Source organism: Fodinicola acaciae, assembly GCF_010993745.1.
In the GTDB taxonomy this organism is placed as follows: domain Bacteria; phylum Actinomycetota; class Actinomycetes; order Mycobacteriales; family HKI-0501; genus Fodinicola; species Fodinicola acaciae.
Window position 1 is genome coordinate 577,988 of sequence record NZ_WOTN01000001.1, and the last position, 25,300, is coordinate 603,287.

25 protein-coding genes are annotated in these 25,300 nt (G+C 68.1%); 19 read left to right on the forward strand and 6 right to left on the reverse strand.

Going from position 1 to position 25,300, the window contains the following annotated elements:
* Positions 1–281: 281 nt before the first annotated feature.
* The 10 genes from ftsZ to GNX95_RS02700 all read left to right on the forward strand — a co-directional run bounded on the left by ftsZ (position 282) and on the right by GNX95_RS02700 (position 8,110).
* A complete protein-coding gene (ftsZ, locus tag GNX95_RS02655) occupies positions 282–1,466 on the forward strand; it encodes a cell division protein FtsZ (protein WP_163505549.1) in 1,185 nt (394 codons plus the stop codon).
* Positions 1,463–2,236, forward strand: a complete 774-nt coding sequence (locus GNX95_RS02660; RefSeq protein ID WP_163505550.1) for a YggS family pyridoxal phosphate-dependent enzyme — start codon at positions 1,463–1,465, stop codon at positions 2,234–2,236. Before ftsZ ends, GNX95_RS02660 begins: the two co-directional genes overlap by 4 nt.
* A 104-nt stretch (positions 2,237–2,340) precedes the next feature.
* Entirely contained in the window at positions 2,341–2,985 is a 645-nt protein-coding gene (locus GNX95_RS43725) for a cell division protein SepF (protein WP_163505551.1), read from the forward strand.
* A gap of 18 nt (positions 2,986–3,003) precedes the next feature.
* Entirely contained in the window at positions 3,004–3,297 is a 294-nt protein-coding gene (locus GNX95_RS02670) for a YggT family protein (RefSeq protein WP_163505552.1), read from the forward strand.
* Positions 3,298–3,340: 43 nt separating this feature from the next.
* Positions 3,341–4,201 carry a DivIVA domain-containing protein gene (locus GNX95_RS02675; RefSeq protein ID WP_163505553.1) on the forward strand — a complete coding sequence of 287 codons (861 nt, stop codon included), beginning with the start codon at positions 3,341–3,343 and terminating at the stop codon, positions 4,199–4,201.
* A gap of 33 nt (positions 4,202–4,234) precedes the next feature.
* Positions 4,235–5,113, forward strand: a complete 879-nt coding sequence (locus GNX95_RS02680) for a hypothetical protein (RefSeq protein WP_163505554.1) — start codon at positions 4,235–4,237, stop codon at positions 5,111–5,113.
* Positions 5,114–5,560: 447 nt separating this feature from the next.
* The gene (locus GNX95_RS02685) at positions 5,561–5,941 is read left to right on the forward strand and encodes a TraR/DksA family transcriptional regulator (RefSeq protein WP_187369583.1); all 381 of its coding nucleotides are present in this window, start codon (positions 5,561–5,563) and stop codon (positions 5,939–5,941) included.
* Positions 5,914–6,480 (forward strand): signal peptidase II, encoded by a 567-nt coding sequence (gene lspA, locus GNX95_RS02690; protein WP_163505555.1) that lies wholly within the window; start codon positions 5,914–5,916, stop codon positions 6,478–6,480. The genes GNX95_RS02685 and lspA overlap by 28 nt, the downstream gene beginning before the upstream one ends.
* A gap of 11 nt (positions 6,481–6,491) precedes the next feature.
* Positions 6,492–7,424 (forward strand): RluA family pseudouridine synthase, encoded by a 933-nt coding sequence (locus GNX95_RS02695; RefSeq protein ID WP_163507798.1) that lies wholly within the window; start codon positions 6,492–6,494, stop codon positions 7,422–7,424.
* Positions 7,421–8,110, forward strand: coding sequence for a hypothetical protein (locus tag GNX95_RS02700; RefSeq protein ID WP_163505556.1), 690 nt, complete (start codon positions 7,421–7,423; stop codon positions 8,108–8,110). Before GNX95_RS02695 ends, GNX95_RS02700 begins: the two co-directional genes overlap by 4 nt.
* An 869-nt stretch (positions 8,111–8,979) precedes the next feature.
* Here the strand turns inward: GNX95_RS02700 and GNX95_RS02705 are convergent.
* Entirely contained in the window at positions 8,980–9,954 is a 975-nt protein-coding gene (locus GNX95_RS02705; protein WP_163505557.1) for a sugar kinase, read from the reverse strand.
* Positions 9,935–10,573, reverse strand: coding sequence for a hypothetical protein (locus GNX95_RS02710; protein WP_163505558.1), 639 nt, complete (start codon positions 10,571–10,573; stop codon positions 9,935–9,937). The genes GNX95_RS02705 and GNX95_RS02710 overlap by 20 nt, the downstream gene beginning before the upstream one ends.
* A 210-nt stretch (positions 10,574–10,783) precedes the next feature.
* Between GNX95_RS02710 and dnaE the strand changes: the two genes are divergently transcribed.
* Both dnaE and GNX95_RS44165 read left to right on the forward strand, forming a co-directional pair.
* Positions 10,784–14,326 carry a DNA polymerase III subunit alpha gene (gene dnaE / locus GNX95_RS02715; protein WP_163505559.1) on the forward strand — a complete coding sequence of 1,181 codons (3,543 nt, stop codon included), beginning with the start codon at positions 10,784–10,786 and terminating at the stop codon, positions 14,324–14,326.
* A gap of 113 nt (positions 14,327–14,439) precedes the next feature.
* Positions 14,440–14,661 carry a Uma2 family endonuclease gene (locus tag GNX95_RS44165; RefSeq protein ID WP_163505560.1) on the forward strand — a complete coding sequence of 74 codons (222 nt, stop codon included), beginning with the start codon at positions 14,440–14,442 and terminating at the stop codon, positions 14,659–14,661.
* Between the two features lie 339 nt (positions 14,662–15,000).
* On the opposite strand, the gene GNX95_RS02725 is transcribed toward GNX95_RS44165, so the two are convergent.
* Genes GNX95_RS02725 through GNX95_RS02735 form a run of 3 tightly spaced genes read right to left on the reverse strand, consistent with a single transcriptional unit; the run spans position 15,001 to position 17,612 of the window.
* Complete coding sequence (locus tag GNX95_RS02725; RefSeq protein ID WP_163505561.1) at positions 15,001–15,483, reverse strand: glutathione peroxidase; 483 nt, start codon at positions 15,481–15,483, stop codon at positions 15,001–15,003.
* A 42-nt stretch (positions 15,484–15,525) separates the two neighbouring features.
* Entirely contained in the window at positions 15,526–15,885 is a 360-nt protein-coding gene (locus GNX95_RS02730) for a GntR family transcriptional regulator (protein ID WP_163505562.1), read from the reverse strand.
* A gap of 5 nt (positions 15,886–15,890) precedes the next feature.
* Positions 15,891–17,612, reverse strand: a complete 1,722-nt coding sequence (locus tag GNX95_RS02735; RefSeq protein WP_187369584.1) for a dihydroxy-acid dehydratase — start codon at positions 17,610–17,612, stop codon at positions 15,891–15,893.
* Positions 17,613–17,725: 113 nt separating this feature from the next.
* Between GNX95_RS02735 and GNX95_RS02740 the strand changes: the two genes are divergently transcribed.
* The gene (locus GNX95_RS02740; RefSeq protein ID WP_163505564.1) at positions 17,726–18,472 is read left to right on the forward strand and encodes a DUF2567 domain-containing protein; all 747 of its coding nucleotides are present in this window, start codon (positions 17,726–17,728) and stop codon (positions 18,470–18,472) included.
* On the opposite strand, the gene GNX95_RS02745 is transcribed toward GNX95_RS02740, so the two are convergent.
* Positions 18,387–19,115, reverse strand: a complete 729-nt coding sequence (locus GNX95_RS02745) for an LON peptidase substrate-binding domain-containing protein (RefSeq protein WP_163505565.1) — start codon at positions 19,113–19,115, stop codon at positions 18,387–18,389. The genes GNX95_RS02740 and GNX95_RS02745 overlap by 86 nt on opposite strands.
* A 168-nt stretch (positions 19,116–19,283) precedes the next feature.
* On the opposite strand from GNX95_RS02745, the gene GNX95_RS02750 reads away from it, so the two are divergent.
* The 6 genes from GNX95_RS02750 to hisH all read left to right on the forward strand — a co-directional run bounded on the left by GNX95_RS02750 (position 19,284) and on the right by hisH (position 25,029).
* Positions 19,284–19,808: a sigma factor-like helix-turn-helix DNA-binding protein gene (locus GNX95_RS02750; protein ID WP_163505566.1), complete on the forward strand. Its 525-nt coding sequence runs from the start codon at positions 19,284–19,286 to the stop codon at positions 19,806–19,808.
* Positions 19,801–21,186, forward strand: coding sequence for a sialidase family protein (locus GNX95_RS02755; protein WP_163505567.1), 1,386 nt, complete (start codon positions 19,801–19,803; stop codon positions 21,184–21,186). Before GNX95_RS02750 ends, GNX95_RS02755 begins: the two co-directional genes overlap by 8 nt.
* 192 nt (positions 21,187–21,378) lie before the next feature.
* On the forward strand, positions 21,379–22,671 hold the full coding sequence (gene hisD / locus GNX95_RS02760; protein ID WP_163505568.1) for a histidinol dehydrogenase: 1,293 nt from the start codon (positions 21,379–21,381) through the stop codon (positions 22,669–22,671).
* On the forward strand, positions 22,668–23,777 hold the full coding sequence (locus GNX95_RS02765; protein ID WP_163505569.1) for a histidinol-phosphate transaminase: 1,110 nt from the start codon (positions 22,668–22,670) through the stop codon (positions 23,775–23,777). The genes hisD and GNX95_RS02765 overlap by 4 nt, the downstream gene beginning before the upstream one ends.
* Positions 23,778–23,812: 35 nt before the next feature.
* Positions 23,813–24,409, forward strand: a complete 597-nt coding sequence (gene hisB / locus GNX95_RS02770; RefSeq protein WP_163505570.1) for an imidazoleglycerol-phosphate dehydratase HisB — start codon at positions 23,813–23,815, stop codon at positions 24,407–24,409.
* On the forward strand, positions 24,406–25,029 hold the full coding sequence (gene hisH, locus GNX95_RS02775) for an imidazole glycerol phosphate synthase subunit HisH (RefSeq protein WP_222853356.1): 624 nt from the start codon (positions 24,406–24,408) through the stop codon (positions 25,027–25,029). The genes hisB and hisH overlap by 4 nt, the downstream gene beginning before the upstream one ends.
* Positions 25,030–25,300: the final 271 nt, after the last annotated feature.

Genomic DNA, 25,300 nt, shown 5'->3' on the forward strand with positions numbered 1-25,300 from the left:
TAAACTTGAGGCATGGAGCCGATCTCGCGCTGCTGCTCCGATTCACGCTCAATCGCGGTGAATGACGCCACGCCAAAACAATTGTCGACAGACACGCCGGGCCGCCTCCTTGAACGAGGCAGGTGGCCGTCTTACCGTCCGTGACATAAGGATGAGTTGACATAACTATAACCGTCAAGTTGAACGTGAGAGTCGGCGCCATCGCGGCTTTCGATCAGCGAAGCGGAGCACCACAGTTTGGTCAAAAGACAAGCACCACCACCGTTAGGGAAGGCAGCCTGATGACACCTCCGCACAACTATCTAGCGGTCATCAAGGTCGTCGGCATCGGCGGCGGCGGTGTGAACGCGGTCAACCGGATGATCGAGGTCGGTCTCAAAGGCGTCGAGTTCGTCGCGATCAACACCGACGCGCAGGCGCTGCTGATGAGCGACGCCGACGTGAAGCTGGACGTCGGCCGAGAGCTCACCAGGGGCCTGGGCGCCGGCGCGAGCCCCGACGTGGGCCGCAAGGCCGCCGAGGACCACCGCGACGAGATCGAAGAGGTGCTCAAGGGCGCCGACATGGTCTTCGTCACCGCCGGCGAAGGCGGTGGCACCGGCACGGGTGGCGCGCCGGTGGTCGCCAGTGTGGCGCGAAAACTCGGCGCGCTGACCATCGGTGTGGTGACGCGGCCGTTCTCGTTCGAAGGCAAGCGGCGGCAGATGCAGGCCGAGGCCGGCATCGAGGAGCTGCGCAACGAGTGCGACACGCTCATCGTCATCCCCAACGACCGGCTGCTCTCACTGGGCGACCGGACGATCAGCATGATGGACGCCTTCCGTACGGCCGACCAGGTGCTGCTCTCCGGTGTCCAGGGCATCACCGACCTGATCACCACGCCGGGCCTGATCAACCTCGACTTCGCCGACGTGAAGTCGGTGATGAGCGGCGCCGGCTCGGCGCTGATGGGCATCGGCTCCTCGCGCGGCGACAACCGCGCGGTCGAGGCGGCCGAGCTGGCGATCGCGAGCCCGCTGCTGGAGGCCAGCATGGAGGGCGCGCACGGCGTTCTCCTGTCCGTGTCCGGCGGCTCCGACCTCGGCCTGTTCGAGATCAACGAGGCCGCCTCGCTGGTCTCGGACGCGGCGCATCCGGACGCCAACATCATCTTCGGCGCGGTGATCGACGACGCGCTCGGCGACGAGGTGCGGGTCACCGTCATCGCGGCCGGCTTCGACGGTGGCCACCCGCAATATCACCGCAGCGAATACCACCACCGCAGCTCCGACCGGCGGGACGCGGCGGCCAGCAACACCGACTGGCTGACCGGCAAGCAGAGCTCCAGCGCCACGCCGACGCCGCGTACGCCTCCGCCGCCGCCGGTGCCGACCCCGGAGCCGGCGCCGGCCGCGCAGCCGCAGCAGCCGCCGCGGGTGCCGCTCGACGACGTCGACGTGCCTGACTTCCTCAAGAACGGCGCGTGACCCAGGGGCCGACGGCCGAGCGGCGGGCCGAGCTCGCCGCCAACCGGGCGGCGGTGCTCGACCGGATCGCCGCGGCGGCTCGGTCCGCCGGCCGCGATCCGGCGGACGTGACGCTCATCGCGGTGACGAAAACGTTCCCCGCCGACGACGTCGTCGCGTTGGCCGACATCGGCCAACGCGACGTTGGCGAGAACCGCGACCAGGAGGCCGCCAGCAAGGCGGCCGCCGTTGCCGCCGTACGCGACGCGCATCCGGCTGTCGCCGACCTTCGCTGGCACTTCGTCGGACAGCTGCAGCGCAACAAGGTCGCGTCAGTTGTCCGTTATGCCGATCTCGTCCACAGCGTCGACCGGGTGAAACTCGTCACGTCGTTGGACCGGGCCGCCGCCGAGCATCGCGACCGGCCGCTGGACGTACTGGTGCAAATCGACCTCGCCGGCGAAGTGCCGGCGCGCCAACCGAGTCCGAAGGCGAGCATCGGCGCGCGTGGCGGTGTGGTGCCGGCGGATCTGCTCGCGCTGGCTGAGACGATCGCGGGTGCCACGGCGCTGCGGTTACGAGGCGTGATGGCGGTCGCGCCGCTCGGCGCCGACCCGGCCGAGGCGTTCGCCGCGCTCGCCGGCGTGTCGGATCGGCTGCGCGCCGAATTTCCGCAGGCTGGGGTCGTTTCCGCGGGTATGAGCGGGGATGTCGAGGCCGCTATAGCGCATGGCGCGACACACGTACGCATCGGTACGGCGTTGCTTGGCGGAAGAACAGCACTTCGTTAGGTAGTCTGCTGTCACACGAATAACAACAGTGTCATTAGTTGCCTCTCGTAAAGCAAGAGGCGGCCGGTGATAGCAGTGGACCGACTCGAAGGGGGCGGGACCCGATGGGGACGTGGCGCAAGGCGGGTGTCTGGCTCGGCCTCGTCGAGGACGACGAGGACCGGGACTTCGTCGACGACGAACTCGACGCGTTCGACGAGGATTTCGAGCCGCCGGCCCGGCCACGCGGACGTGCCTCGGTGCAGCCGCCGGCCCGCTCCGAGCGGTCCGCCGAACGCTATTCGGAGCGTGCATCAGATCGAGCCGCGGAACGAATGGCGCATAGTGCCGTCGATCGGACGGCTGACCGAGCCCCGGTACGGTCCTTCCCCCGAGTTGATGCGTCGTACGCATCAGAAGACAACCTCGCTCTTGCGCCACAGGTGGTTCCCCAGGTCATGCCGTCGATGTCAGTGAAACCCGAAGAGCCGTCGTACCGGATCACCACTATGCATCCGACCACTTACAACGAGGCACGGACGATCGGGGAGCATTTTCGCGATGGCGTCCCAGTGATCATGAACCTGACAGAAATGACCGAAGCGGACGCGCGACGGCTCGTGGACTTCTGCGCGGGACTTACCTTCGGTCTTCGGGGTAGCATCGACCGCGTCACCAACCGGGTGTTCCTGCTCTCGCCGGCCGACGTCGAAGTCACCGCGGAGGACAAGGCGAAGATCGCCGAGGGCGGGTTTTTCAACCAGAGTTGAAGGAGAGGGTAAGCAACCGTGTCGCTCGTCTGGCAGGTGGCCTACCTCATCGTCTATTTCTTCTTCCTCTTCCTGCTCGCCCGGTTGGTGTTCGAGTGGGTCCAGTCATTCGCTCGCCGCTGGCGTCCGAGCAGGCCGGCGGCAGTGACCCTGGAGCTGGTTTTCAGCGTGACGGACCCGCCACTCAACCTCCTGAGGCGGGTTATTCCACCCCTTCGCGTCGGTGGAATTAGTCTGGACTTAGGCTTTATCTTGCTACTGGTAATTGTGTATGTCCTCATGAGCCTGCTTGGGGGGTTGAGTTTCAGGTGAGTTCGACCTGCCTACGCGTGGCCCATTGGACCGAGGAGACGTTATGCCGCTGACACCCGCCGACGTGCACAACGTGGCGTTCAAGAAGCCTCCGATCGGTAAGCGAGGCTACGACGAGGAGGAGGTCGACGCCTTCCTCGACGAGGTGGAGCGCGAACTCGCTCGGCTCATCGAGGAAAACAACGACCTGCGCGCGCAGGCCGGCGGGCGAGGTGGTGCCAGCGCACCGCCGCGCGACGATGCCGAGAGCCGCCGCCTCTCGCAGGAGAACTCCGAGCTCAAGAGCCAGATGGAGCGGCTCCGCCAGCAGGCGCAGGAGGCCCAGGCCGCCGCGCAGCAGGCGCAGCAGGCCGCGGCCCGTGCTCAGGACCAGCGCGGCGGCACCCAGGCCGGCGGCATGGCCGGGGCCATGGGCCTGTCCGGCGGTGAGCCGGGTGGCGAGCAGGCGCTGCGGGTCCTCATGCTGGCACAGCGCACCGCGGACGATCACGTCGGGGAGGCCCGCCGGGAAGCCGAGAAGCTGCTGAGCGACGCGCGCGCCAAGGCCGACGAGCTGACCCGCAACGCGCGGTCCAAGGCCGAGGCGCTGGAGCAGGAGGCGCGGCAGCGCCACCAGGAGGCGATGGGCAGCCTGGACGCCAAGCGCTCCGCGCTGCAGAAGCACATCGAGGAGCTCAAGTCCTTCGAGCGCGAATACCGTACGCGCCTCAAGGCGTTCCTGGAGACCCAGCTGCGTGACCTGACCGACCGCGGCCAGGCCATCGAGACCGAGAGCCGGGGGGCCGACCGGTCCGCGACGGTGACCGGCTCGACCGGCATCAACAACTCGACCGGCGTGTCGGGTTCGTTCGGTGGCGGCGTACGCGGTCTCGGCCTGGACAGCGACCACAACAGCCGTTACTGATCAACCCCTAGAGCGTGACCGGGAGCTGAGCGCGTGCTCATCGCGAGCCTGCTGCTAGTCGTGGCGGCCGCCGGCGTGCTGATCGTGGGTGTGGTCACCAGCAACGTACTGCTGGTGGCCGCTTCCATCGGTGTCAGCGTGCTGGCGGCCGTGCTGCTGTATCTGGGCGCGCGTCACCAGCGACGGCCGGCGGCCGCTGGAGCGTCCCGCGCACCCGATCGCAAGCCAGCCAGGAAGCAGCCAGCCGCGGCACCGCCGGTCGCCGCGCCGCCGGCCAAGCGCGCCGGTCGCAGCGAGACCACGGCCGTGTTGCCACCGGTGGTCCCGCCGAAGGGTCGCAAGCCTCCGAAGGTCGACGAGAGCGCGTTCGCGCGGCCGGACAAGGCGTCGACCGGCGAGCGGACCCAGCAGCTCCCCACGGTGCCAGCCACACCACCAGCCACACCACCGGTCGCGGCGCCGGAGAAGCCGGCCGCCGAGAAGCCGCCGGAGCCGGTCGAGCCCGAGGTCGCAGAGGCGACGCCGGAGGCGGTCAGCGACCCGGTCGTAGCGACGCGTACGCCAGCAGTCACCCCACCAGTGACTCCGCCGACGGTGCCGAGCCAGCCGGCAAGGGCGCAGAAAAACGCCGAGGAGCCGGCGCCGCCGAAGCGCGAGGAGCTCCGCGACCCGGACGATCCGGCCGACGAGCCGGGGATCGAGCCGATCGGCACCGGCGTGGCCGACGAGTTCGCCGCGCGCGACGACGACGTCGTCGTGATCGACGGCCGGCCGCGGTTTCACCTCTCCGGCTGCGCGCACCTGGACGGCAAGGACTCCGAAGCCGTACCGGTGTGGGAGGCCTTCGAGCTCGGCTTCACCCCATGCGCGCTCTGCAAGCCGGTTGCCCAGCTCATGGCCGTACGGCATTAGGCCTGTCCCGACCCCTCCGCGGGGCGATAGCCGAGCCGCTGTCACATCTTTCTCGGGCCGCCTGACGGCACGGCGAAACCGCCCACGTGGCGCTGCCACGCCGGGCGGCTCCGCCGCACCGCCAGACGACGTTTTGGATCTCGACTCTCATCCCCGCGGAGGGTCGGGACAGGCCTTAATTCAGATCTCACGCTGCGCCGACTAGCGCTTCAGGAATTGCCGCCTACCCTGGTCTGACAACAGCGTCGTTCGTGCGCGTCAGGATTGTGGCGCGCATCGAGGTTACGTATCGTGTCTGCCTCGGGGAAGGCGGATCCGCACGGGCGCCGAACGACAAGTCGGGCGGCCCGCTGGACCGCGGTCGCCGGTACGTGAGCAATCTTCCAATGTCGGACACCATCCGCCGAGAACAGCGCCCCGGCGGCGAGCAGAACGGAACCCACGCCCGTGAGCACCAACACGTCATCCGCCAGTGCTGAGTACGCGGACATCAGGGCCGACTTGACCGCTCGCGCCGAGGACCTGCGCGCCGAATACGCTCGCGCGCTCGCCGAGATCTCCGATATGCAGCGCGACCGCGTCTCCGACGGGGCCGGCGACGACCAGGCCGACGCCGGCACCAAGGCGTTCGAACGCGAGCAGGAGCTGTCCCTGGCCCGCGGCATCCAGGCCCGCCTCGACCAGGTCGAGCATGCCCTGGCACAGTTGGATGCTGGCACGTACGGCATCTGCGAGTCCTGTGGCAACCGGATCCCGACGGCCCGCCTGGAGGCGTTCCCGTTCGTCACCTTGTGCGTCACGTGCAAGCAGCTGGAGGAGCGACACTGACCGAGAAGAAGTCGGGGCGGCCGATCGTCCTGTTCGCGGTGATCGCGGTCCTGGCGATCGGCATCGACCAGCTCACCAAGGCGCTGGTCGTGGCATATCTGGAAAACCGGCCGCCGATCTGGCTGATCGGCGACCTGGTGTCGCTGCAGGCCACCCGCAACACCGGCGCCGCCTTCTCGCTGGGCCAGACGTACACGGTGCTTCTCTCGCTCTTCGCGATCGGCGTCATCGTCTACATCATCCGTACGGCCCGCCGGCTCAACTCGATCGGTTGGGCCGTCGCGCTGGGGTTGATCCTCGGCGGAGCCGCCGGCAACCTGTCTGACCGGATCTTCCGCGCGCCGGCGCCGCTGCAGGGCGGTGTCGTCGACTTCTTCAGCGTCGGCTGGTTCCCGGTCTTCAACGTCGCCGACTCGTGTCTGTGCGTCGGCGTCGCGATCGTCGTGCTGTTGGTGTTCCGTGGCATCGGCGTCGACGGCAAGCGAGCCGCCGACCAGCGCACCAGCGCCGAGAAGTCGGTGTCAGACTCGTCTTCGTGAGTGACGCGATGATGGGGGAGCACCGGTCGATGCCGGTGCCGGACGGCCTCGACGGCATGCGGGTCGATGCCGCGTTGGCGCGGATGTTCGGTCTGTCCCGCACGGCCGCCGCCGCGCTGGCCGCCGCCGGCGAGGTCAGCGTCGACGGAGTCCAGCAGGGCAAGTCCGACCGGGTCGTCGGCGGTGCCTGGCTGGAGGTCACGCTGCCGCCGCCTCCTGGCGCTCCGACCGTCGAGGTGGTGCCGGTCGACGGGTTGAGTGTCGTGTACGCGGACGACGACATCGCGGTGGTGGACAAGCCGGTCGGCGTGGCGGTGCATCCGAGTCCAGGCTGGAGCGGACCGACGGTGATTGGCGGCCTGGCGGCGATGGGACACCGCGTGTCGACCAGCGGCGCGGCGGAGCGGCAAGGGGTTGTCCACCGGCTCGACGCCGGCACCACCGGGGTGATGGTGGTCGCCAAGAGCGAACGGGCCTACACGCTGTTGAAACGCGCGTTCAAGGAACGTACGGTCGACAAGGGTTACGTCGCGGTGGTGCAGGGACATCTGGATCCGTTGCGCGGCACCATCGACGCGCCGATCGACCGGCATCCGTCGTCAGACTGGAAGTTTGCCGTCGTGGCCGGCGGCCGGCCGAGCGTGACGCATTACGAGACGACCGAGGCTTTCCGTGCGGCGAGCCTGGTCGACGTGAAGCTGGAGACCGGTCGTACGCACCAGATCCGCGTACACATGGCGGCGATGCGGCATCCGTGCGTCGGGGATCTGACCTATGGCGCCGATCCGACGCTCGCCCGGCGGCTCGGACTGAGCCGGCAGTGGCTGCACGCGGCCCGGCTCGGCTTCGAGCATCCGGCCGACGGCCAGTGGGTCGAGTTCACCTCGCCGTTTCCGCCGGACCTGCAGCACGCGCTCGACGTCCTCCGCGAATCCTCGGTATGAACCGGCTGGCGCGCGGTGTGCGCCGGTTCCGTACGCTGGCCCCGGTTTCGCAGATATTGATCGTCTTTCTGGTTGTCGCCATCTTCGCTGGCGGTGTCTGGTTTTTTTGGCCGCGGCCGGTTCCGTCCAATGTGGACGACATCTCGGTCGCGCGGGTCGGACCCTCCGACGGCACGAACATTCCCGCGTACGTGGTCGCCGCACAGCGTTCGCTCGCCTCACTAAAGGGCGCCACGCCGATCGTCGCGCTGGTATCTTTTCGTGAATATCAAACGGGTTCCGGTGCTGCCGCGGTGCTGAAGGGAATGCCGCTGCGCCTGGCGTACGCGCATGTGCCGATCGCCGGCGCGCAGACGCGACTTACATCTTTTACCGCGGTTTCCGGTCGGGATCTCGCGAGCGGAGTGGTCGGCTTAGCGGCCGAACGTACGACGACGGCGGGAGACCTCGCGGCGGCTGGAGATACGGTTGGGGCAGATATAGCGCGGCGTGAGGCAGCGGCGTATCGGGGTGGATGCGCCTGCGTTTATGGAGTTGTCGTCGTGGCGGCGCCTGATTCATTGCGTGCGTTGGCGGGTCGGAGCGAGGTGCGGGCTGTTGAGGCGGCGGCGGAAATCCGGGACCCTTATTCGACCGTCTTTCGGCCGTTGTTGCCGGAGGATAGTGGGGTAGTTGGAGTGGGCTAGGTTTTCTGGTTGCGTCGGTGGGTTGGGTTTCATGTTTGGTGCGTTTGAAGGTGGTTGGGTTTCCATGATTGTTGCGTTTGGGGGTGGTGGCGCCTGCGCGGCGGGCGCTCCTGCGCGGAGGGCGACCTCAAGAGGAGGGGCGCGCGGGGTTTCGCTGTTGGTTGGGTTGGGTGCCGCGTGTGCGGTTGTCCGTTCTCCTTGGCGGGAGAGAACGGACAAACCGACCAGGAGTGTGGCTGGGGCGCCGGCGGTGCCGTGGCGTCCCGGTGGGTGGCGAGAAGGTCCACTATGTGGGATGTAAAAACGTGTGGAGCGCTAAATGTCCGGCTTGCGAGGTTCGCGGATGGCATGAATGTCGAGTTACTTGCGCTGGACGTAAGAAACAAGGCCTTCACGCCGCCGCGATCACCTGGCGCTGTGACGGGTGTGACTATCGAGGCTGATAATGCTGTTGTGACTACTGGTCTGCAACAGATGTCCGTTTTGATGTCTTGTTAAACAAGTATTACGCAGTCAGCCGCTACAGCACGATCGTTTGGCGTCCCGACCGACGGGTTGCTTCCCATACGGGGAGAACGAGCAAGCCCGGAAGACCCAGCCCCGCCCACAAACCGCCACCCGCACTCCCAAATGCACACGATTGGCATCCACGCGCCCCCTCCCTTGAGGTCGCCCTCCGCGCAGGAGCGCCCGCCGCGCAGGCGAAAAACCCAATCACCCACCCAACGCAACAACCAGAAAACCAACCACTCTCACCAACGCAAAAATCAGAAACCCGACCACATCCTCAGCAACAATCGAACCCCCCACCGCCACCCCACACCACCACATCAACCCACCGCCACACTTTCGCCACCTCAGCCAGAAAACTACGCCCCGGGACCAGACTCGGCGGCGCGTTCCAAAAGTTCCATCGCCTCGACATGCGTCGGCAAACCCGTGACATCGCCGAGCGCCCCGACGATGCCCGCGGCGAGTTGGTTGCCGAGCCAGGCGGAGGGTAGCTCGGCCAAGCCGCGGAGACGGCCGACAAGATAGCCGGCGGCTACGGCGTCGCCGGCGCCGACCGGGTCGACGACGGAGGTGGCGGCGGACGGCAGGTGGTAGGTGTCGGCGCCGCCGTTGACCCAGAGGCCGGCGGCGCCGGCTTTGACGACGATCTCGGCGACGCCGGCGGTGCGCGCGGCTTCGATGACGGCGTCGGGGTCGTCGACGCCGAAGACTGGCGTGGCCTCATCGGTGCCGATGAACAGCTGCGTGCAGCCTTCCAGCAGTTCCCGCGATCGTTTGCCCTGCTCGGCGACGTCGCCGAGCTGCGGACGGATGTTGACGTCGAAGGCGACCGAGATGCCGGCGGCCGGTGCCTCCCGGCAGAGGCGGCTGACCAGCGCGTACGGCCCGTCGCCGAGCGATGCGGTCAGGCCGGAGGTGAGCAGTGCACGCGGCCTGGCGGCGAGTACGCGGTCGGCGTCGGTGGCGGTCATGGCGGCGGCTGCCGAGCCGGCGCGGTAGTAGTAGACGCGGCGCGCGCCGTCGTCGGTGACGTCCTTGAGAAAAACGCCGGTCGGATGTGCCGCGTCCATCGCGATCAGCGACGTGTCGATGCCGAGCTCACCGGCGGCGGCGATCAGCCGTGCACCGAAGGGGTCGTCGCCGACGGCCGTCGCCAGCGCCGTGCGTACGCCGAAGCGCGCCGTGCCGGCGGCCACGTTGAGCTCGGCGCCGGCCACATACACGTCCAGCGCCGGCGCGCCGAGCAGTCGCTGGTCGGCCGGTGGCTGCAGCAGGACCATCGGCTCGCCGACGGTGATGAGTTCGATCCGGTCAGCTGGTGAGTCGGGCACGATTGCATTGTGCCTGGCCGAGCGCCGTCACCGTGACCGAAGCGCTGTCCATCACAGCGGCCAGCGCGGCCACGGCGGTGATCTTGCCGGCCAGCCAGTCGGCGGAGCCGTCGCGCTGCGGCGCGTGCACCAGCAGCGTACGGTCGGCCAGCGTCACGAAGTCGGTGCTGACCGGTGCGAGCGTGGCGCGTACGGCCGGCCGCTCCAGCAGGGCGGCGCCGGCCGCGTCCGCCTCGACCAGCTTGAAATGCTGGTGGCTCGGCAGCCGCTGCAGCGCCAGCTCCGGATCGACGTAGCGGATGCCGAGCCGGAACCGGCCGGCCGCGCCGGACAGGTGTGCGACGACAGTGACCAGCGACAGCCAGTCGGCCGGTCGCGGACCGATCGCGGCGGCCCAGTCGTCGCGGCCGGACAGCACCGGCTGCCGCCAGCCGAACAGCTCGATCGACACGCCGTCGACCGTGCCGTACCAGCCGTCGGAGATCGGCACCGGGCCACCGGCCCGGCCGTCGATCTCCCGGGGTCCCAACTCGCTGGCCCACACGCGGACGGCCCACGGCCACAGGTCGGTCCGGCGCAGACCGGCAGCGGCCGCAGCCGTGCCTATCAGGCCTGACATTTGGCTCCCTTCCACCAGACGCCCTCTTGGACCCCACCCGTGGTCATCCTGCCGCGTACGGCGTGATGCTGGTGTAAAGCGGACGAGATTCAGCCGGCCCGACACGCGGTCCAGGCAACGCCGGAGTTGTCAGACCGGCGTGCGAGGATCGGGTTCTGGATCCCTTCGTGGGTCCACAGACCGCGGGACAAAGAGGGGGTCCAGCCGAGGATGTCGTCCGCCGGCCCGTCCAGTGATTCTTTCGTGCATCTCCACGTGCACACGGAGTATTCGATGCTGGACGGCGCGGCGCGCCTGAAGGATCTCTTCGCCGAGGTGGAGCGGCAGGGGATGCCGGCGGTCGCGATGACCGACCACGGCAACATGCACGGCGCATACGACTTCTACAAGCAGGCCACCAAGGCCGGCGTCACGCCGGTGATCGGCATCGAGGCGTACGTGGCGCCGGCCTCGCGGTTTCACAAGCAGCCGGTGAAGTGGGGTGACCCGCACCAGAAGAGCGACGACGTCTCCGGCGGCGGTCACTACACGCACAAGACGTTGTGGGCGCAGAACGCGACTGGCCTGCACAACCTGTTCAAGCTGACCTCGCGGGCCTACACCGAGGGGTTCGTCCGCAAGTGGGCCAGGATGGACGACGAGCTGCTCGCCGAGCACGCCGAGGGCGTGATGGCGACCACCGGCTGTCCGTCCGGCGAGGTGCAGACCCGGTTGCGGCTCGGCCATTACGACCTGGCCAGGGACGCGGCGGCGAAATACCGGGAGATCTTCGGAAAGGCCAACTACTTCATCGAGCTGATGGACCACGGCCTGTCCATCGAAAACCGTGTTCGCGACGGCCTGCTGCGGATCGCCAAGGAGGTCGGGATCCCGTTCGTCGTCACCAACGACTCGCATTACACCCACGAGTCCGACGCCGAGTCGCACGACGCGCTGCTGTGCATCCAGACCGGCAAGACGCTGGCCGATCCCGACCGGTTCAAGTTCGACGGCACCGGTTACTACATCAAGAGCGCCGACCAGATGCGCGCCATCGACAGCTCCGACGCATGGCTGGAAGGCTGCCGCAACACACTTCTGATCGCCGAGCGGGTCGACACCGCCGGCATGTTCCAGTTCAAGGACCTCAGTCCGCGCTATCCGGTGCCGGAGGGTGAGACCGAGGAGTCCTGGTTCCGCGCCGAGGTGGAGCGCGGCCTGCGCCGCCGGTTCCCCGACGGCGTGCCGCCGCGGCACCGCGAGCAGGCCGAGTACGAGATGAAGGTCATCCTGGACAAGGGCTACGCGTCGTACTTCCTGGTCGTCGCCGACTTCATCATGTGGTCCAAGAACAACGGCGTCCGGGTCGGTCCGGGCCGTGGCTCGGCGGCCGGTGCGCTCGTCGCGTACGCGATGGGCATCACCGATCTCGACCCGCTGCCGCACGGCCTGATCTTCGAACGGTTCCTCAACCCCGAGCGCGAGTCGATGCCGGACATCGACATCGACTTCGACGAGCGTGGCCGCGGTGACGTGATCCGTTACGTCACCGAGAAGTGGGGCGAGGACAAGATCGCGCAGATCGCGACGTACGGCACCATCAAGGCCAAGGCCGCGATCAAGGACGCCGGCCGCATCCAGGGCTTCCCGTACGCGCTGGGCGACCGGATCTCCAAGGCCTTCCCGCCGGCCGTGATGGGCAAGGACATCCCGCTGTCCGGCGTGTTCGACGAGAAGCATCCGCGCTACAACGAGGCCGGCGAGCTGCGCCGGCTCTACAACGAAGAGGCCGACGTGCGGACGGTTTTCGACCGCGCGAAAGGCATCGAGGGGCTGATCCGGCAGACCGGCGTACACGCGGCCGGTGTGATCATGAGCTCGGAGACCATCACCGACCACATCCCGATCATGCGGCGCGACTCCGACGGCGCCATCATCACCCAGTTCGACTATCCGACCTGTGAGTCGCTCGGCCTGCTGAAGATGGACTTCCTCGGCCTGCGCAACCTGACGATCATCGACGACGCGCTGCGCAACGTGAAGATGAACCACGAGGTCGAGATCGACCTGGAGCATCTGCCGCTGGACGACAAGAAGACCTATGAGCTGCTCGGCAAAGGTGACACGCTCGGCGTCTTCCAGTTCGACGGCGGTCCGATGCGGTCGCTGCTGCGGCTGATGCAGCCGGACAACTTCGAGGACATCTCCGCTGTCGGCGCGCTCTACCGGCCCGGTCCGATGGGTGCCAACTCGCACATCAACTACGCGCTGCGCAAAAACGGCCAGCAGGACATCACGCCGATCCACCCGGAGCTCGAGGACGCGCTCAAGGACATCCTGGAGACGACCTACGGCCTGATCGTGTATCAGGAGCAGGTCATGCAGATCGCGCAGAAGGTCGCCAACTACACGCTCGGCCAGGCCGACCTGCTCCGCCGCGCGATGGGCAAGAAGAAAAAGGAAGTCCTGGACAAGGAGTTCGGGCCGTTCAGCGAGGGCATGAAGGCCAACGGCTTCTCGATGGCGGCGGTGAAGGCGCTGTGGGACATCCTGGTGCCGTTCTCCGACTACGCGTTCAACAAGGCACACAGCGCCGCATACGGTGTGGTGTCCTACTGGACGGCCTACCTGAAGGCCAACTATCCGGCCGAATACATGGCCGCGCTGCTCACCTCCGTACGCGACGACAAGGACAAGTCGGCGGTCTACCTCAACGAGTGCCGCCGGATGGGGATCAAGGTCCTGCCGCCGGACGTCAACGAGTCCAAGGCCGACTACACCCCGGTCGGCACCGACATCCGCTTCGGCCTGGCCGCCGTCCGCAACGTCGGCGGCAACGTGGTGGCGGCGATCGAGCGCTGTCGGCAGGAAAAGGGCGCGTACACCGATTTCTACGACTTCCTGCGGAAGGTCGACGCCGTCGCGTGCAACAAAAAGGTGATGGAGGCGCTGGTGAAGGCCGGCGCGTTCGACTCGCTCGGGCACGTACGGCGCGGCCTGCTGGCCATTCACGCCGACGCGGTGGACGCGTTTTCCGCCACCAAGCGCAACGAGGCGATCGGCCAGTTCGACTTGTTCGGCGACGTGACCGAGGGGGAGGAGTCGGTCGTCGTCACGCCGGCGATCCCGGACGGCGAGTGGGAGAAGGCCGACCTGCTGGCGTTCGAGCGGGAGATGCTCGGCCTGTACGTCTCCGACCATCCGCTGTCCGGCGTGGAGCACGTGCTCTCCGCGGCCGCCGACACCTCGTTGGTGGCGCTCAACGAGGACGCGGTGCCCGACGGCAAGCTGGTCACCGTCGCCGGCATCCTGTCCGGGGTGACCCGCAAGGTCACCAAGGCCGGCAAGTCGTGGGCCCTCGCGCAGCTGGAGGATCTGTCCGGCTCGGTCGAGGCTCTGTTCTTCCCGGCCACGTACGAGCTGGTCGGCATGCACATCGCCGAGGACGCGATCGTCGTGCTCAAGGCGCGGGTGGACAAGCGCGACGACGTGCCCCGGCTGATCGTCTCCGACCTGTCGATCCCCAACCTCACCGACGTGTCCAAGGCCCCGGTGACGCTCGCCGTGCCGGCGACCCGGTGCACGCCGCCGCTGGTCAGCCAACTGCGCGAGGTGCTGGTCACTCACCCCGGCACGACCGAGGTGCGGCTGCGGGTCACCAACGGCAACCAGGCGACCGTGCTGCGACTGCAGGACGGCCTGCGGGTGACCCCCTCGCCGGCGCTGATGGGTGACCTGAAGGCTCTGCTCGGCTCCGGCTGCATCGTCGCTTAGCGGTGCGTAGCCGATGATCATCAGCGGGTAGTCGTGTTCACCGCGGGGAGTGGACCGAAGCCGACTACGACGCTCTTCCGCAAGGCGTTCACGTCGAGCTGCACGCCGGAAGGGTGATCTTTGTACCCGAGCCGACATATGAACACCAGTACGCGGTCGCGGAAGGCAGCCGTTATCGCTTGCCGGACGCGGTCGTATTGCGTCAGCGTCATCGCGGACGTCCAGCCAATTCCCAGAATGTCCGCTTGGTCGCGGAGATCGTGTCACCTGGTGGCGGTGAGGAGTATGACCAGAAGATGACCGTGTACGCCCAAGCCGGATCCAGTGGTATCTGATCGCCAAGGAGACGCCAGCCGGTTACTACGCCGACCTCTATCGGCTGGACCCGGCCACCAATCGGTACGTGCGGCATGCCGCGGCGCCGCCGGCGGACAAGCTCGAGCTGCCTGAGCCGTTCGACGGCATCCTGCGCCCGTGTGACCTTTCGTAAACTCGCCGGCGCCAAAAGGGTGGGGAACTGTTGATGTCACGCGGATCACACCGATTCGTGGCATCAAAACGGCCGGCTGGACAGTCCTAGTAGGTGAGAGCGGCAAACGAACAGGGCCGGTCGGCTCTGTCCTCCATATAGATCGAAGGCGTCCCCGGAAAGAAGGGGGACGCCTTCGGACTTTCTAGAGCGCGGCCTCGATGGCGGCGGTGACCTCGGCGGCCTCCGGCTCGGTACGCGGGCGGAAGCGCGCGATCACCGAGCCGTCGCGCGACACCAGAAACTTCTCGAAGTTCCACTGCACGTCACCGGCGTTGCCGTCGGCGTCGGTCGCCTGGGTCAGCTCGGCGTAGAGCGGATGCCGGTCGTCGCCGTTGACATCGAGCTTCTCGAACATCGGAAAGCTGACACCGTACGTCGTGGAGCAGAACTCCTGGATTTGCTCGGACGTCCCCGGTTCCTGGCCACCGAACTGGTTGCACGGAAAGCCGACGACCGAGAAACCCTGGTCGGCATAGCGCTTCTGCAGCCGCTCGAGCCCCTCGTACTGCGGCGTCAGGCCACAGCGCGAAGCGACGTTGACGACCAGCAGCGCCTTGTCGCCGAGCGCGCCGAGTGTGCTCGGCTCGCCGGCCAGCGTGGTCAGCGGGATGTCCTGGATGCTCATTACGCAATCTCCTCGATCAACGGCATGTCAAAGGGTCTAACTTCACTTCGTACGTAGTGCATTCCTGACCTGGTCGATCGCCTGGTCGTCATCGACGCCGAGCTGCCTGATCCGCGCCACGTACGCGACGGCCGCCTCGTGCGCGGCCTGCACGGCCGCGTCGCGGCCGGCGGCGACGAAGGTGCCGTGCCGGCCGCGGGTGACGACGACGCCGTCCTGCTCCAGCTCACGATAGGCGCGCGCCACGGTGTTCGCGGCCAGGCCGAGGTCGGTGGCGAGCTGGCGCACCGGCGGCAGCCGCGTGCCGGCCGGCAGCGCACCGGATCTGGCCTGGTCGCTGACCTGGGCGCGAAGCTGCTCGTACGGTGGCGTCGCCGACCCGGCGTCGATCGTGAGGTTCACGAATGTCAGTGTGAGTCACGCGGCACGTCGTGTCCGCTCGCGCCGACCAGGAAGTCCAGGTCGACGCCGTGGTTGGCCTGCAGCACGTGCTCGCCGTAGAGCCGGACCCACCCGCGGTCGGCGTGCGGCGCGGGTGCCTTCCAATCGGCGCGGCGGCGCGCCAGCTCCTCGTCGTCGACCTCCAGTGTGATGGAGCGCGACGGCACGTCCAGCGAGATCAGGTCGCCGGTCTGTACGAGTGCGAGCGGTCCGCCGACGGCCGCCTCCGGCGACACGTGCAGCACCACCGTGCCGTACGCGGTGCCGGACATCCGGCCGTCGCAGATCCGCACCATGTCGTTGATGCCGCGCTTGAGCAGCTTGGTCGGCAGCGTCACGTTGCTGACCTCCGGCATGCCGGGATAGCCGCGCGGACCGCAGTTGCGGATCACCAGCACGGTGTTCTCGTCCACCGGCATGTCCTCGTCCTCGGCCACCGCGTAATACTCCTCCGGCGACTCGAACACCATCGCCGGGCCGCGGTGTCGCATCAGGTGAGGCGACGCGGCCGACTGCTTGATGACCGCGCCGTCCGGTGCCAGGTTGCCGCGCAGTACGGCGGTGCCGGTGCCGGCCTCCTGCAGCGGATTGTCCAGCGTACGAATGACTTCGCGGTTGTAGCACTCCGCGCCGGCGACGTTTTCCGCGATCGTACGACCGGTGACGGTGATCGCGTCGGTGTTGAGCAGCGCCCCGAGCTCGGCCATCACGGCCGGAATGCCGCCGGCGTAACAGAAGTCCTCCATCAGGAACCGGCCGGACGGCATCAGGTCGACCAGGGTCGGGATTTCCCGTGCCAGCCGGTCGAAATCGTCGAGCTCCAGCGGTACGCCGAGCCGGCCGGCGATCGCGATGAGGTGGATGACCGCGTTGGTGGAGCCGCCGATCGCGGCGTTGACGCGGATGGCGTTTTCGAAGGCCGCGCGGGTCATGATCTGGCTCGGCCGCAGGTCTTCCTCGACCATCTTCACGATCCGCTGGCCGGCCTGCGTGGCGGTCTTGTAGCGGCGCGCGTCGACCGCCGGCCAGGTCGCCGAGTATGGCAGCTGCATGCCGAGCGCCTCGGCCATGCTGGCCATCGTCGAGGCCGTACCCATCGTCATGCAGTGGCCGTTGGACCGCGACATGCAGCTCTCGGCGAAGAAGCACTCCTCCTGGCTCATCCGGCCGGCGCGTACCTCCTCGTCGAACTTCCACACGTGGGTGCCCGAGCCGATGTCCTGGCCCTTGAACTTGCCGTTCAGCATCGGTCCGCCGGTCACCATCACCGCCGGGATGTCCACGCTGGAGGCCGCCATCAGCAGGCCGGGCGTCGTCTTGTCGCAGCCGGACAGCAGCACCACCCCGTCCATCGGGTTGGCGCGCATCAGCTCCTCGGCCTCCATGGCGAGCAGGTTGCGATAGAGCATCGCGGTCGGCCGCAGCAGCGTCTCGCCCAGCGCCATCGCCGGAAACGCCAGCGGAAAGCCGCCGGCCTGCCACACGCCGGTCTTGACCGCCTCGGCGACCCTGGTCAGGTGCGCGTTGCAAGGGGCGAGGTCGGACGCGGTGACCGCGATGCCGATCACCGGCCGGCCGTCGAACACCTCGTCGACGTAGCCCTGGTTACGCATCCACGAACGGTGGATCATCCCGGATTTGTCCGACCCACCGAACCAGGTGGTGCTCCGCCGCGCGTTCACTGGCACGTCTCCTCGCTCCAGAAAATAGATCCTGCAGGATTGACCTCATCAGGACCGGCCCGCGTACGCAACGTCCTGGCCTGCAGAGGCCCGTCGCGGTGTGACAAGCTCGAACGGTTATGACGAGTGAGCAGCAGGCCGCCGACCCGGCGCCGGTGGACGAGCCACGGCCGACGGTCGACGCCAACCTGGCCGACCCGTACGCGCACTGGCAGCCGCCACCACTGCCGATCAGCCGCGCGTTCGCGGTCGGCGACCTGCGCGGCGCGGTGATCATGGCGGCGATCCTGACCGTGCTCGGCGGACCGGCCGGCCTGCTCTGGACGCTGCTGGCGCCGCACGCGTCGGCCGTACGGTCCGATGGGGTCGCCGTCTATGCCGGCTTCAACAACGAGGTCTTCATCGCCGCCGACGCGACGCTCGGCGCGATCGGCCTGGTGATCGGCATCGTGGCCGGTGTCGCCGGCTATGCGTGGCGCGGCAAGCGCGGGCCATGGATGGCGATCGGACTGGCCGTCGGTGCGGCCGCCGGCTCGCTGCTGGCCGCCTACCTCGGCCACCAGATCGGCCTGTCCAGCTTCAACCGGCTGGTCAACTCGGCGCCGGCCGGCGTGGAGTTCAGCGTGCCGGTGAACCTGCGCGCGACCGGCGTACTGCTGATCGAGCCGCTGGTCGCGGTGCTGGTGTATGTGGTGACCGCCGGCTGGTCCAAGTACGGCGACCTGCGCCGCGGCGACTTCGAGATCCCACCGGAGATCTGGCCCGGTGTCGATCCGGAGCCTAGTTCAGACTTAGCGGGGCCCGAAGCTCCGCCAGCGGGACCGGCACCGCCTTCAGCCGCCGGAGCATCGTCGCCTCCCGCTTGAGCAGCCGCAGCTCGCGGCGCAGCCGGGTGATCGTCGAGACCTCGGCGAGCAGCGCCTGCCGGTCGTCCTGCGGCAGCGGCGCGCTCGCGGCGACCAGATGCGAGAGCGTGGCCGGGTCGGTCGGCAGCTTCACTGTCGTCGCGCTCGCCGCCGAGGTCAGCTCGATGTGCATCGGTGGCGCGTCGGCATCCTGTTTCGTCTCGGTGACCGCCGCGATCAACGCGACGTACCGCTGGAACACCTCACCGACGCTGACCGACAGCAGCGCCGCCTCGCTCTCGTCGTACGGCGAGTCGGGCAGCCATTCCACCTCGCCGTTCGGATACGGCGCAGATGTGGTGTCCAGGTCGTGCAACCGAAAACGTCGGCGTCCGACGGTGACGATGTCATAGCGGCCGTCCGGATACGCGGCGACCTGGCGCAGCTCGGCCGTGCAGCCGACCTCGTACAGCGCCTTCACGCCGTCCTCGCCGACTTCCCAACCCTGCTTGATGCTCACCACGCCGAACTCCCGGCCGGGACCCTCCGGCGCGGCCATCAGCCGCCGGGTCAGCTCGCGATAGCGCGGCTCGAAAACGTGGAGCGGCAACACCACACCGGGGAACAGCACAGTCCCCAACGGGAACAACGGTATGGCCTCCACTCCGGGGACTGTATGCCGCCGGAGCGCGCTTCGCCTGGTGAATCCACCGGCGTACGGCGTTGTCCCAGGTTGGCGCGGCGCAAGAAAATACCGCCAGCTGAAACTTGTCGCGCCTGCCAAACCTCGACGAGTTAGCGGGCCAAGTCGACGACAGCGAGAGGGGCGGGGTTGAGCGGGGCCACCGAGGTGTTGGAGGAGCTCTACCGGGACGCCAGACAGCAACTGGTGCTCGCCGCGTACGCCCTGACCGGTGACGTGGGTGAGGCACAGGAGGCGGTGCAGGAGGCGTTCGTACGCGCGCTGGCGCGGCCGGCGAAGGTGTTGCGGGCCGACAATCCGGTCGCCTGGATGCGGACCGTGACGCTCAACATCGTGCGCGGCAAGCAGCGACGACAGCGGCGTTTTGGCGTGTTGGTGCGAAAGATCCCGGTACCGGGTCTGGTGCCGGGGCTGGCACCGGACCGGGTCGCGCTGATCTCGGCGATCTGGCGGCTGCCGGTCGCGCAGCGCGAGGCGATCGCGCTCTACTACTTCGCCGACCTGCCGGTGGAGGACGTGGCGGTCGTGATGAACGCCCCGGTGAACTCGGTGAAGACCTGGCTGCGGCGCGGCCGGCTGGCGCTGGCCGAGGAGTTCGACGAGGCCGGCGACGACGAGCTGACCGGATCGCTCAATGGAGGCAGCGGTGAGTGACGTGGACGTATTCGGGGAGAAGGTGGCCGACATCCGGGGACAGGTGGTCGACCGGCCGATGAGCAGTTTCGCGCAGCTGCAGGCAAAAGCGCGGCGCCGCCGTACGACACGCCGGGTCGGCGGAGTCGCGGCGGTCGCGGCCGTCGCGCTGGCGGTGGCTGCCGTACCGCTGACGCTGCACCAGGTCGGCGGCAAGGTGGCCAGCGACCAGCCGGTGAAGGGGGCGATCGTGGCCACACCGGTGGAGATGTCGCAGATCAAGAAGGTCGTCGACACCGCGCCGCTGGACACCCGGACGGCGTACGCGATCGTCCAGACCAAGGCCGGGTCGTACGGTCTGGCTCGTACGCTCGATGGCCATGACTGGAAGGCCTGGGTCCTGCCGGCCGCGATGCAGGCGGCGGCTGCCGCTGACTTCACTGGTCAACACCACAGCCGTGTGAACCCGACCGGGGTGCGTCCGGGGTCGGGGCCGGCGGTCGTCAGTCGACTGGTCGTCAAATACCGCGACTCGCTGAGCAGGGACGGCGGCCAGACCTGGTCGCCGATCACCGACGGCCGCCGCGTCGTGGTGGACGGTCTGCGAGACGACGGGCAGCCGGTGACGGACTGGCTCGGCGATCCGGTGTCGAGTGTCGCGCAGGGGTGGCCGGTCTCGACGTTCGTCCAGCACGGTGCTGGCCAGTCGCGCACCGAGTTCCTGGCCACGCTCGACCCGACGACGGGTGTCTGGCACCGGCTGACCGCGTCGCCGACGACCCGTCCGACCGACTCGCTCGACGGGATCCAGCGAGATCCGACCGGTGTCCTGTGGGCCACGTACCGGACCGTGAAGGACCGGATGGCCGGTCACATGGTGCTCGCTGTCAGCCATGACGGTGGCCGCACGTGGAGCCGGACGCCGCTCACGGCGGCCGGCCGGTTCGTGACCTCGGTGCCGCAGAGTGTCGATGGTCGTCATGCGGTCGTGCCGGTGCAGTATGGTCCGCAGCCGGAGGTCGACCAGAAGTGGATGCAGGCCGGGGTCATGCTGACCGACGACGGTGGCCGGACCTGGCGGTTCCAGCAGACGCACGGACAGACGACACCGGGCAACACCGCGAAAGGCCCGGCGCTGTCGGATGACGCGCTGCTGCTGCAGGACGGCTCGTTCATCAGCACTTCGCACGGCAAGCAGCCAGCTGTCGTCCGGTCGACCGACTACGGTGACTCCGGCCAGCCCGTTGCCGGCACCGATGGTGCGGCCCTCCTCATGCGTACGCTCACCGGCGGCTACCTTCTCACCGTCGATCCCGGCGGGGTCCTGCGAGGCCAGAACAGGATTTCCGACGACGGACTGCACTGGCAGCCGGCGCCGGCTCCACCGGCCGGCCAGTAGATCCGGCGCGAGACTGTCGGTGCCGGCTGGCAGGCTCGGATCCGGGGGGTCTCGGATTTTTGGCCCCCCGAAACCGATGCTTCCAGCGGCCACCGACAGTTTCGGCGTACGTACGGACCGGCGATGTGGGCATGACCACCGGCATACGCGCCGGGAAGCCCGCCGGGTCGCGCTGGCCGTAGACTTCCAGGAGTGCTGACGACGACCGACCTGCGTGGATCCGCGACCGATCCGCGGACCGTGCTGCCGAGAGCCGCGGTGGACGTCGGAGCCGCGGCCGAGCGCATCCAGCCGATCCTCGACGGCGTACGCGACCGCGGCCTGCCGGCCGTGCTGGAGGCGACCGAGCGGTTCGACGGTGTGCGGCTGACCGACGTACGGGTGCCGAAGGAGCATCTGCACGACGCGCTGGAGACCCTCGACCCGGCCGTACGCGAGGCGTTGGAGACCTCGATCGCGCGCGCCAGGCTGGTGCACGCCGACCAGCGCCGGCAAGACGTGACGACTCAGGTCGCGGCCGGTGGCACGGTGACCGAGCGCTGGGTCGCGGTCGAGCGGGTCGGGCTGTACGTGCCCGGCGGCCTGGCCGTCTATCCGTCGTCGGTCGTGATGAACGTGGTGCCGGCGCAGGCGGCCGGTGTCGAGTCTTTGGCGATCGCCTCGCCGCCGCAGCGCGAGCATGGCGGCCGCGTACATCCGGCGATCCTCGCCGCCGCCGCGCTGCTCGGCGTCGAGGAGGTCTACGCCGTCGGTGGCGCGCAGGCCGTCGCGATGTTCGCGTACGGCGTCGAAGGCGTGCGGCCGGTCGACATGGTGACCGGCCCGGGCAACATCTACGTGACGGCGGCCAAGCGGTCGCTGCGCGGGCTGATCGGCATCGACTCCGAGGCCGGCACGACCGAGATCGCGATCCTCGCCGACCACACCGCCGACCCGGTGCATGTCGCGGCCGACCTGATCAGCCAGGCCGAGCACGATCCGGCCGCCGCCAGCGTGCTGGTCACCGACTCGACCGAGCTGCTCGACGCGGTGCAGCGGGCGCTGCCGCGGATGGTCGCCGCGACCAAGCACACCGAGCGGGTCACCCAGGCGCTGACCGGCCCGCAGTCCGGCGCCATTCTGGTGAGCGACCTGGACCAGGGGCTGCGCGTGGTCAACGCGTACGCGGCCGAACATCTGGAAATCCAGACGGAAAACGCGCGTGAGGTGGCGTTGCGCGTAGGCAGTGCCGGCGCGATCTTCGTCGGTCCGTACGCGCCGGTCAGCCTCGGCGACTACTGCGCCGGCTCCAACCACGTGTTGCCGACCGGCGGCTGCGCGCGGCATTCGTCCGGCCTGAGCGTGCAGACCTTCCTGCGCGGCATCCACATCGTGGAATACGACCAGCCGGCGCTCGCCGAGGTGGCCGGTCACGTGGTCGCGTTGGCCAATGCCGAGGATCTGCCGGCACACGGCGAAGCGGTGCAAGCGAGGTTTGGCCGGTGACATCGCTGGAAGATTTGCCATTGCGCGACGACCTGCGCGGCCAGCAGCCGTACGGTGCGCCGCAGCTGGACGTGCCGGTCCGGCTCAACACCAACGAAAACTCGACGCCACCGCCACCGGAGGTCGCCGCCGCGATCGTGTCGGCGGTGGCCGCCGAGGTCGGCGGCGTCAATCGTTATCCCGATCGCGACGCCGTCGCGCTGCGCGAGGAACTGGCATCGTACCTGGCAAAGCAGACCGGCGAGCCGCTGGTCGTCGAGCAATTGTGGGCTGCCAACGGATCCAACGAGATCCTGCAACAGCTGCTGCAGGCTTTCGGCGGCCCTGGACGAAAAGCGCTCGGTTTCACGCCGTCGTACTCGATGCACGAGCGGATCGCCGGCACGACGTGCACGCCGTGGATCGACGGACACCGCGCCGCTGATTTCACCGTCGACGCGGATTCCGCGGTGGCTCAGGTGAAATCCGTGCGGCCGGACATCGTCTTCCTGTGCTCGCCGAACAACCCGACCGGCACGGCGATCGAGTTGGACACCATCCGCGCGGTGCTGGAGGTCGCGCCGGGGATGGTCGTCGTCGATGAGGCGTACGGCGAGTTTGCTCGCAAGGGCACGAAAAGCGCGGTGACGCTGTTGCCTGATCACGGCCGGTTGGTGGTCACTCGCACGATGAGCAAGGCGTTCGCGTTCGCCGGCGGGCGGCTCGGTTATCTCGCCGCGGCGCCGGCGGTGGTCGACGCGTTGCAGCTCGTACGGTTGCCATATCACCTGTCCGCCCTGACACAGGCGGCCGCGCGCGCCGCGTTGCAGCACGCTGACGAGCTGCAGGCCGGCGTGGACAGCATCCGGCGCGAACGCGACCGGCTGGTCGAGGAGCTGACCGCGCGCGGCTGGCAGGTCGTGCCGTCCGACGCGAATTTCGTGCTGGTCGGCCGATTCGCGGACGGACCTGCGGTGTGGCAGCGTCTGCTCGACGCCGGCGTACTGATCCGGGACGTGGGGATGCCAGGCTGGCTGCGGGTCACTGCCGGCACGCCGGCCGAGTGCCAGGCCTTTCTGGACGCGTTCGACCAGGTCACCGGCCTCGAGGACCGGTCGCGGCGATGACCGGATCGCACGGAAAGAAGGATGGAGGAGCGCCGATGAGCCGCACCGCGCGGATAGAGCGGCAGACGGCCGAGTCCAAGGTGCTGATCGAGATCGAGCTCGACGGCCGCGGCATCACCGACGTCGAGACCGGTGTCGGTTTTTACGACCACATGCTCGCGCAGCTTGGGAAGCACGGCCTTTTCGACCTCACCGTGCACACCGTCGGCGACCTGCACATCGATCCGCATCACACCGTCGAGGACACCGCGATCGCGCTCGGCCAGGCGTTCGCCGAGGCGCTCGGCGACAAGTCCGGGATCAGCCGCTTCGGCCACGCGGCGGTGCCGCTGGACGAGACGTTGGCGCAGGCCGTGGTGGACCTGTCCGGCCGGCCTTTCCTCGTACACAACGAGCCGCCGGTCATGGACACCGCCATCATCAACGGTGTTTTCAGTTGCACGCTCGTACGCCACGTCTGGGAAGCCTTTGCGCACAACGCGAAAATCGCGTTGCACATCGACGTGACCCGTGGCCGCGACCCGCACCACATCGCCGAGGCACAGTTCAAAGCCGTCGCACGCGCTCTGCGCGCTGCCTGCGAACGCGACCCGCGCGTACGCGGGGTGCCGAGCACGAAAGGCGTATTGTGAGCGCGCCTCGGGTGGTCATCGTCGATCACGGCTCCGGAAATCTCCGCTCGGCCGAACGCGCACTGGCTCGCGCCGGCGCGGATGTCGTTGTCAGCACTGACATTTCTCTCGCCGACGCGGCCGACGGCACCGTCGTACCAGGCGTCGGCGCCTTCGCCGCCTGCATGGAAGGCATCGTCGCCTGCGGCGCCGACACAATGGTCCGCAAACGCCTGGCCAGCGACCAACCGGTCCTCGGCATCTGCGTCGGAATGCAAGTCATGTTCGCACGCGGCGACGAACACGGCGTACGCACCGACGGAATCGGCGCGCTGCCAGGAGAAATCCGCCGCCTGAAGGCCGACCGCGTGCCGCACATGGGCTGGAACACCGTGAAAGCACCGCCATCGTCGAAAGTTTTCGCGGGGATCGGCGATGAGCGGTTTTATTTCGTCCATTCATACGCTGCTTGTGACCCGTCGGTTTTGCCTTCCGATGCTGTGGTTACATTGACTCATCACGGCGAGGATTTTGTGGCCGCTGTTGAATGGGGTGCTCTGGTGGCTACGCAGTTTCATCCGGAGAAATCGGGAGATGCGGGGGCCGAGTTGTTGGCCGCTTGGGTTCGTAGTCTTCGGTAGGTTCGGTCGCTCTTGTAGGTCGTCGCGTCTTCTTGTTTGTTGCGTTTTGGGGGTGGTGGCGCCTTCGCGGCGGGCGCTCCTGCGCGGAGGGCGACCTCAAGGGGAGGGGTGCGCGGGGTTTTGGTTGTTGGTTGGGTTGGGTGCCGCGTGTGCGGTTGGGTGGGTGGTGTGGACCAGGAGTGTGGCTGGGCCGCCGGGGGCCCGATGGTGTCCCGGTAGGTGGCAAGAAGGTCCAATATGTGGGATGCGAAGACGCGTGGAGCGCTAAATG

Bases quoted from the DNA above. Each gene is read 5' to 3' on its own strand.
- ftsZ (WP_163505549.1), top strand. From the start codon at position 282: ATGACACCTCCGCACAACTATCTAGCGGTCATCAAGGTCGTCGGCATC.
- GNX95_RS43725 (WP_163505551.1), top strand. From the start codon at position 2,341: ATGGGGACGTGGCGCAAGGCGGGTGTCTGGCTCGGCCTCGTCGAGGAC.
- GNX95_RS02675 (WP_163505553.1), top strand. From the start codon at position 3,341: ATGCCGCTGACACCCGCCGACGTGCACAACGTGGCGTTCAAGAAGCCT.
- GNX95_RS02695 (WP_163507798.1), top strand. From the start codon at position 6,492: ATGGGGGAGCACCGGTCGATGCCGGTGCCGGACGGCCTCGACGGCATG.
- GNX95_RS02700 (WP_163505556.1), top strand. From the start codon at position 7,421: ATGAACCGGCTGGCGCGCGGTGTGCGCCGGTTCCGTACGCTGGCCCCG.
- GNX95_RS02710 (WP_163505558.1), bottom strand. From the start codon at position 10,573: ATGTCAGGCCTGATAGGCACGGCTGCGGCCGCTGCCGGTCTGCGCCGG.
- dnaE (WP_163505559.1), top strand. From the start codon at position 10,784: ATGTCGTCCGCCGGCCCGTCCAGTGATTCTTTCGTGCATCTCCACGTG.
- GNX95_RS02725 (WP_163505561.1), bottom strand. From the start codon at position 15,483: ATGAGCATCCAGGACATCCCGCTGACCACGCTGGCCGGCGAGCCGAGC.
- GNX95_RS02740 (WP_163505564.1), top strand. From the start codon at position 17,726: ATGACGAGTGAGCAGCAGGCCGCCGACCCGGCGCCGGTGGACGAGCCA.
- hisB (WP_163505570.1), top strand. From the start codon at position 23,813: ATGAGCCGCACCGCGCGGATAGAGCGGCAGACGGCCGAGTCCAAGGTG.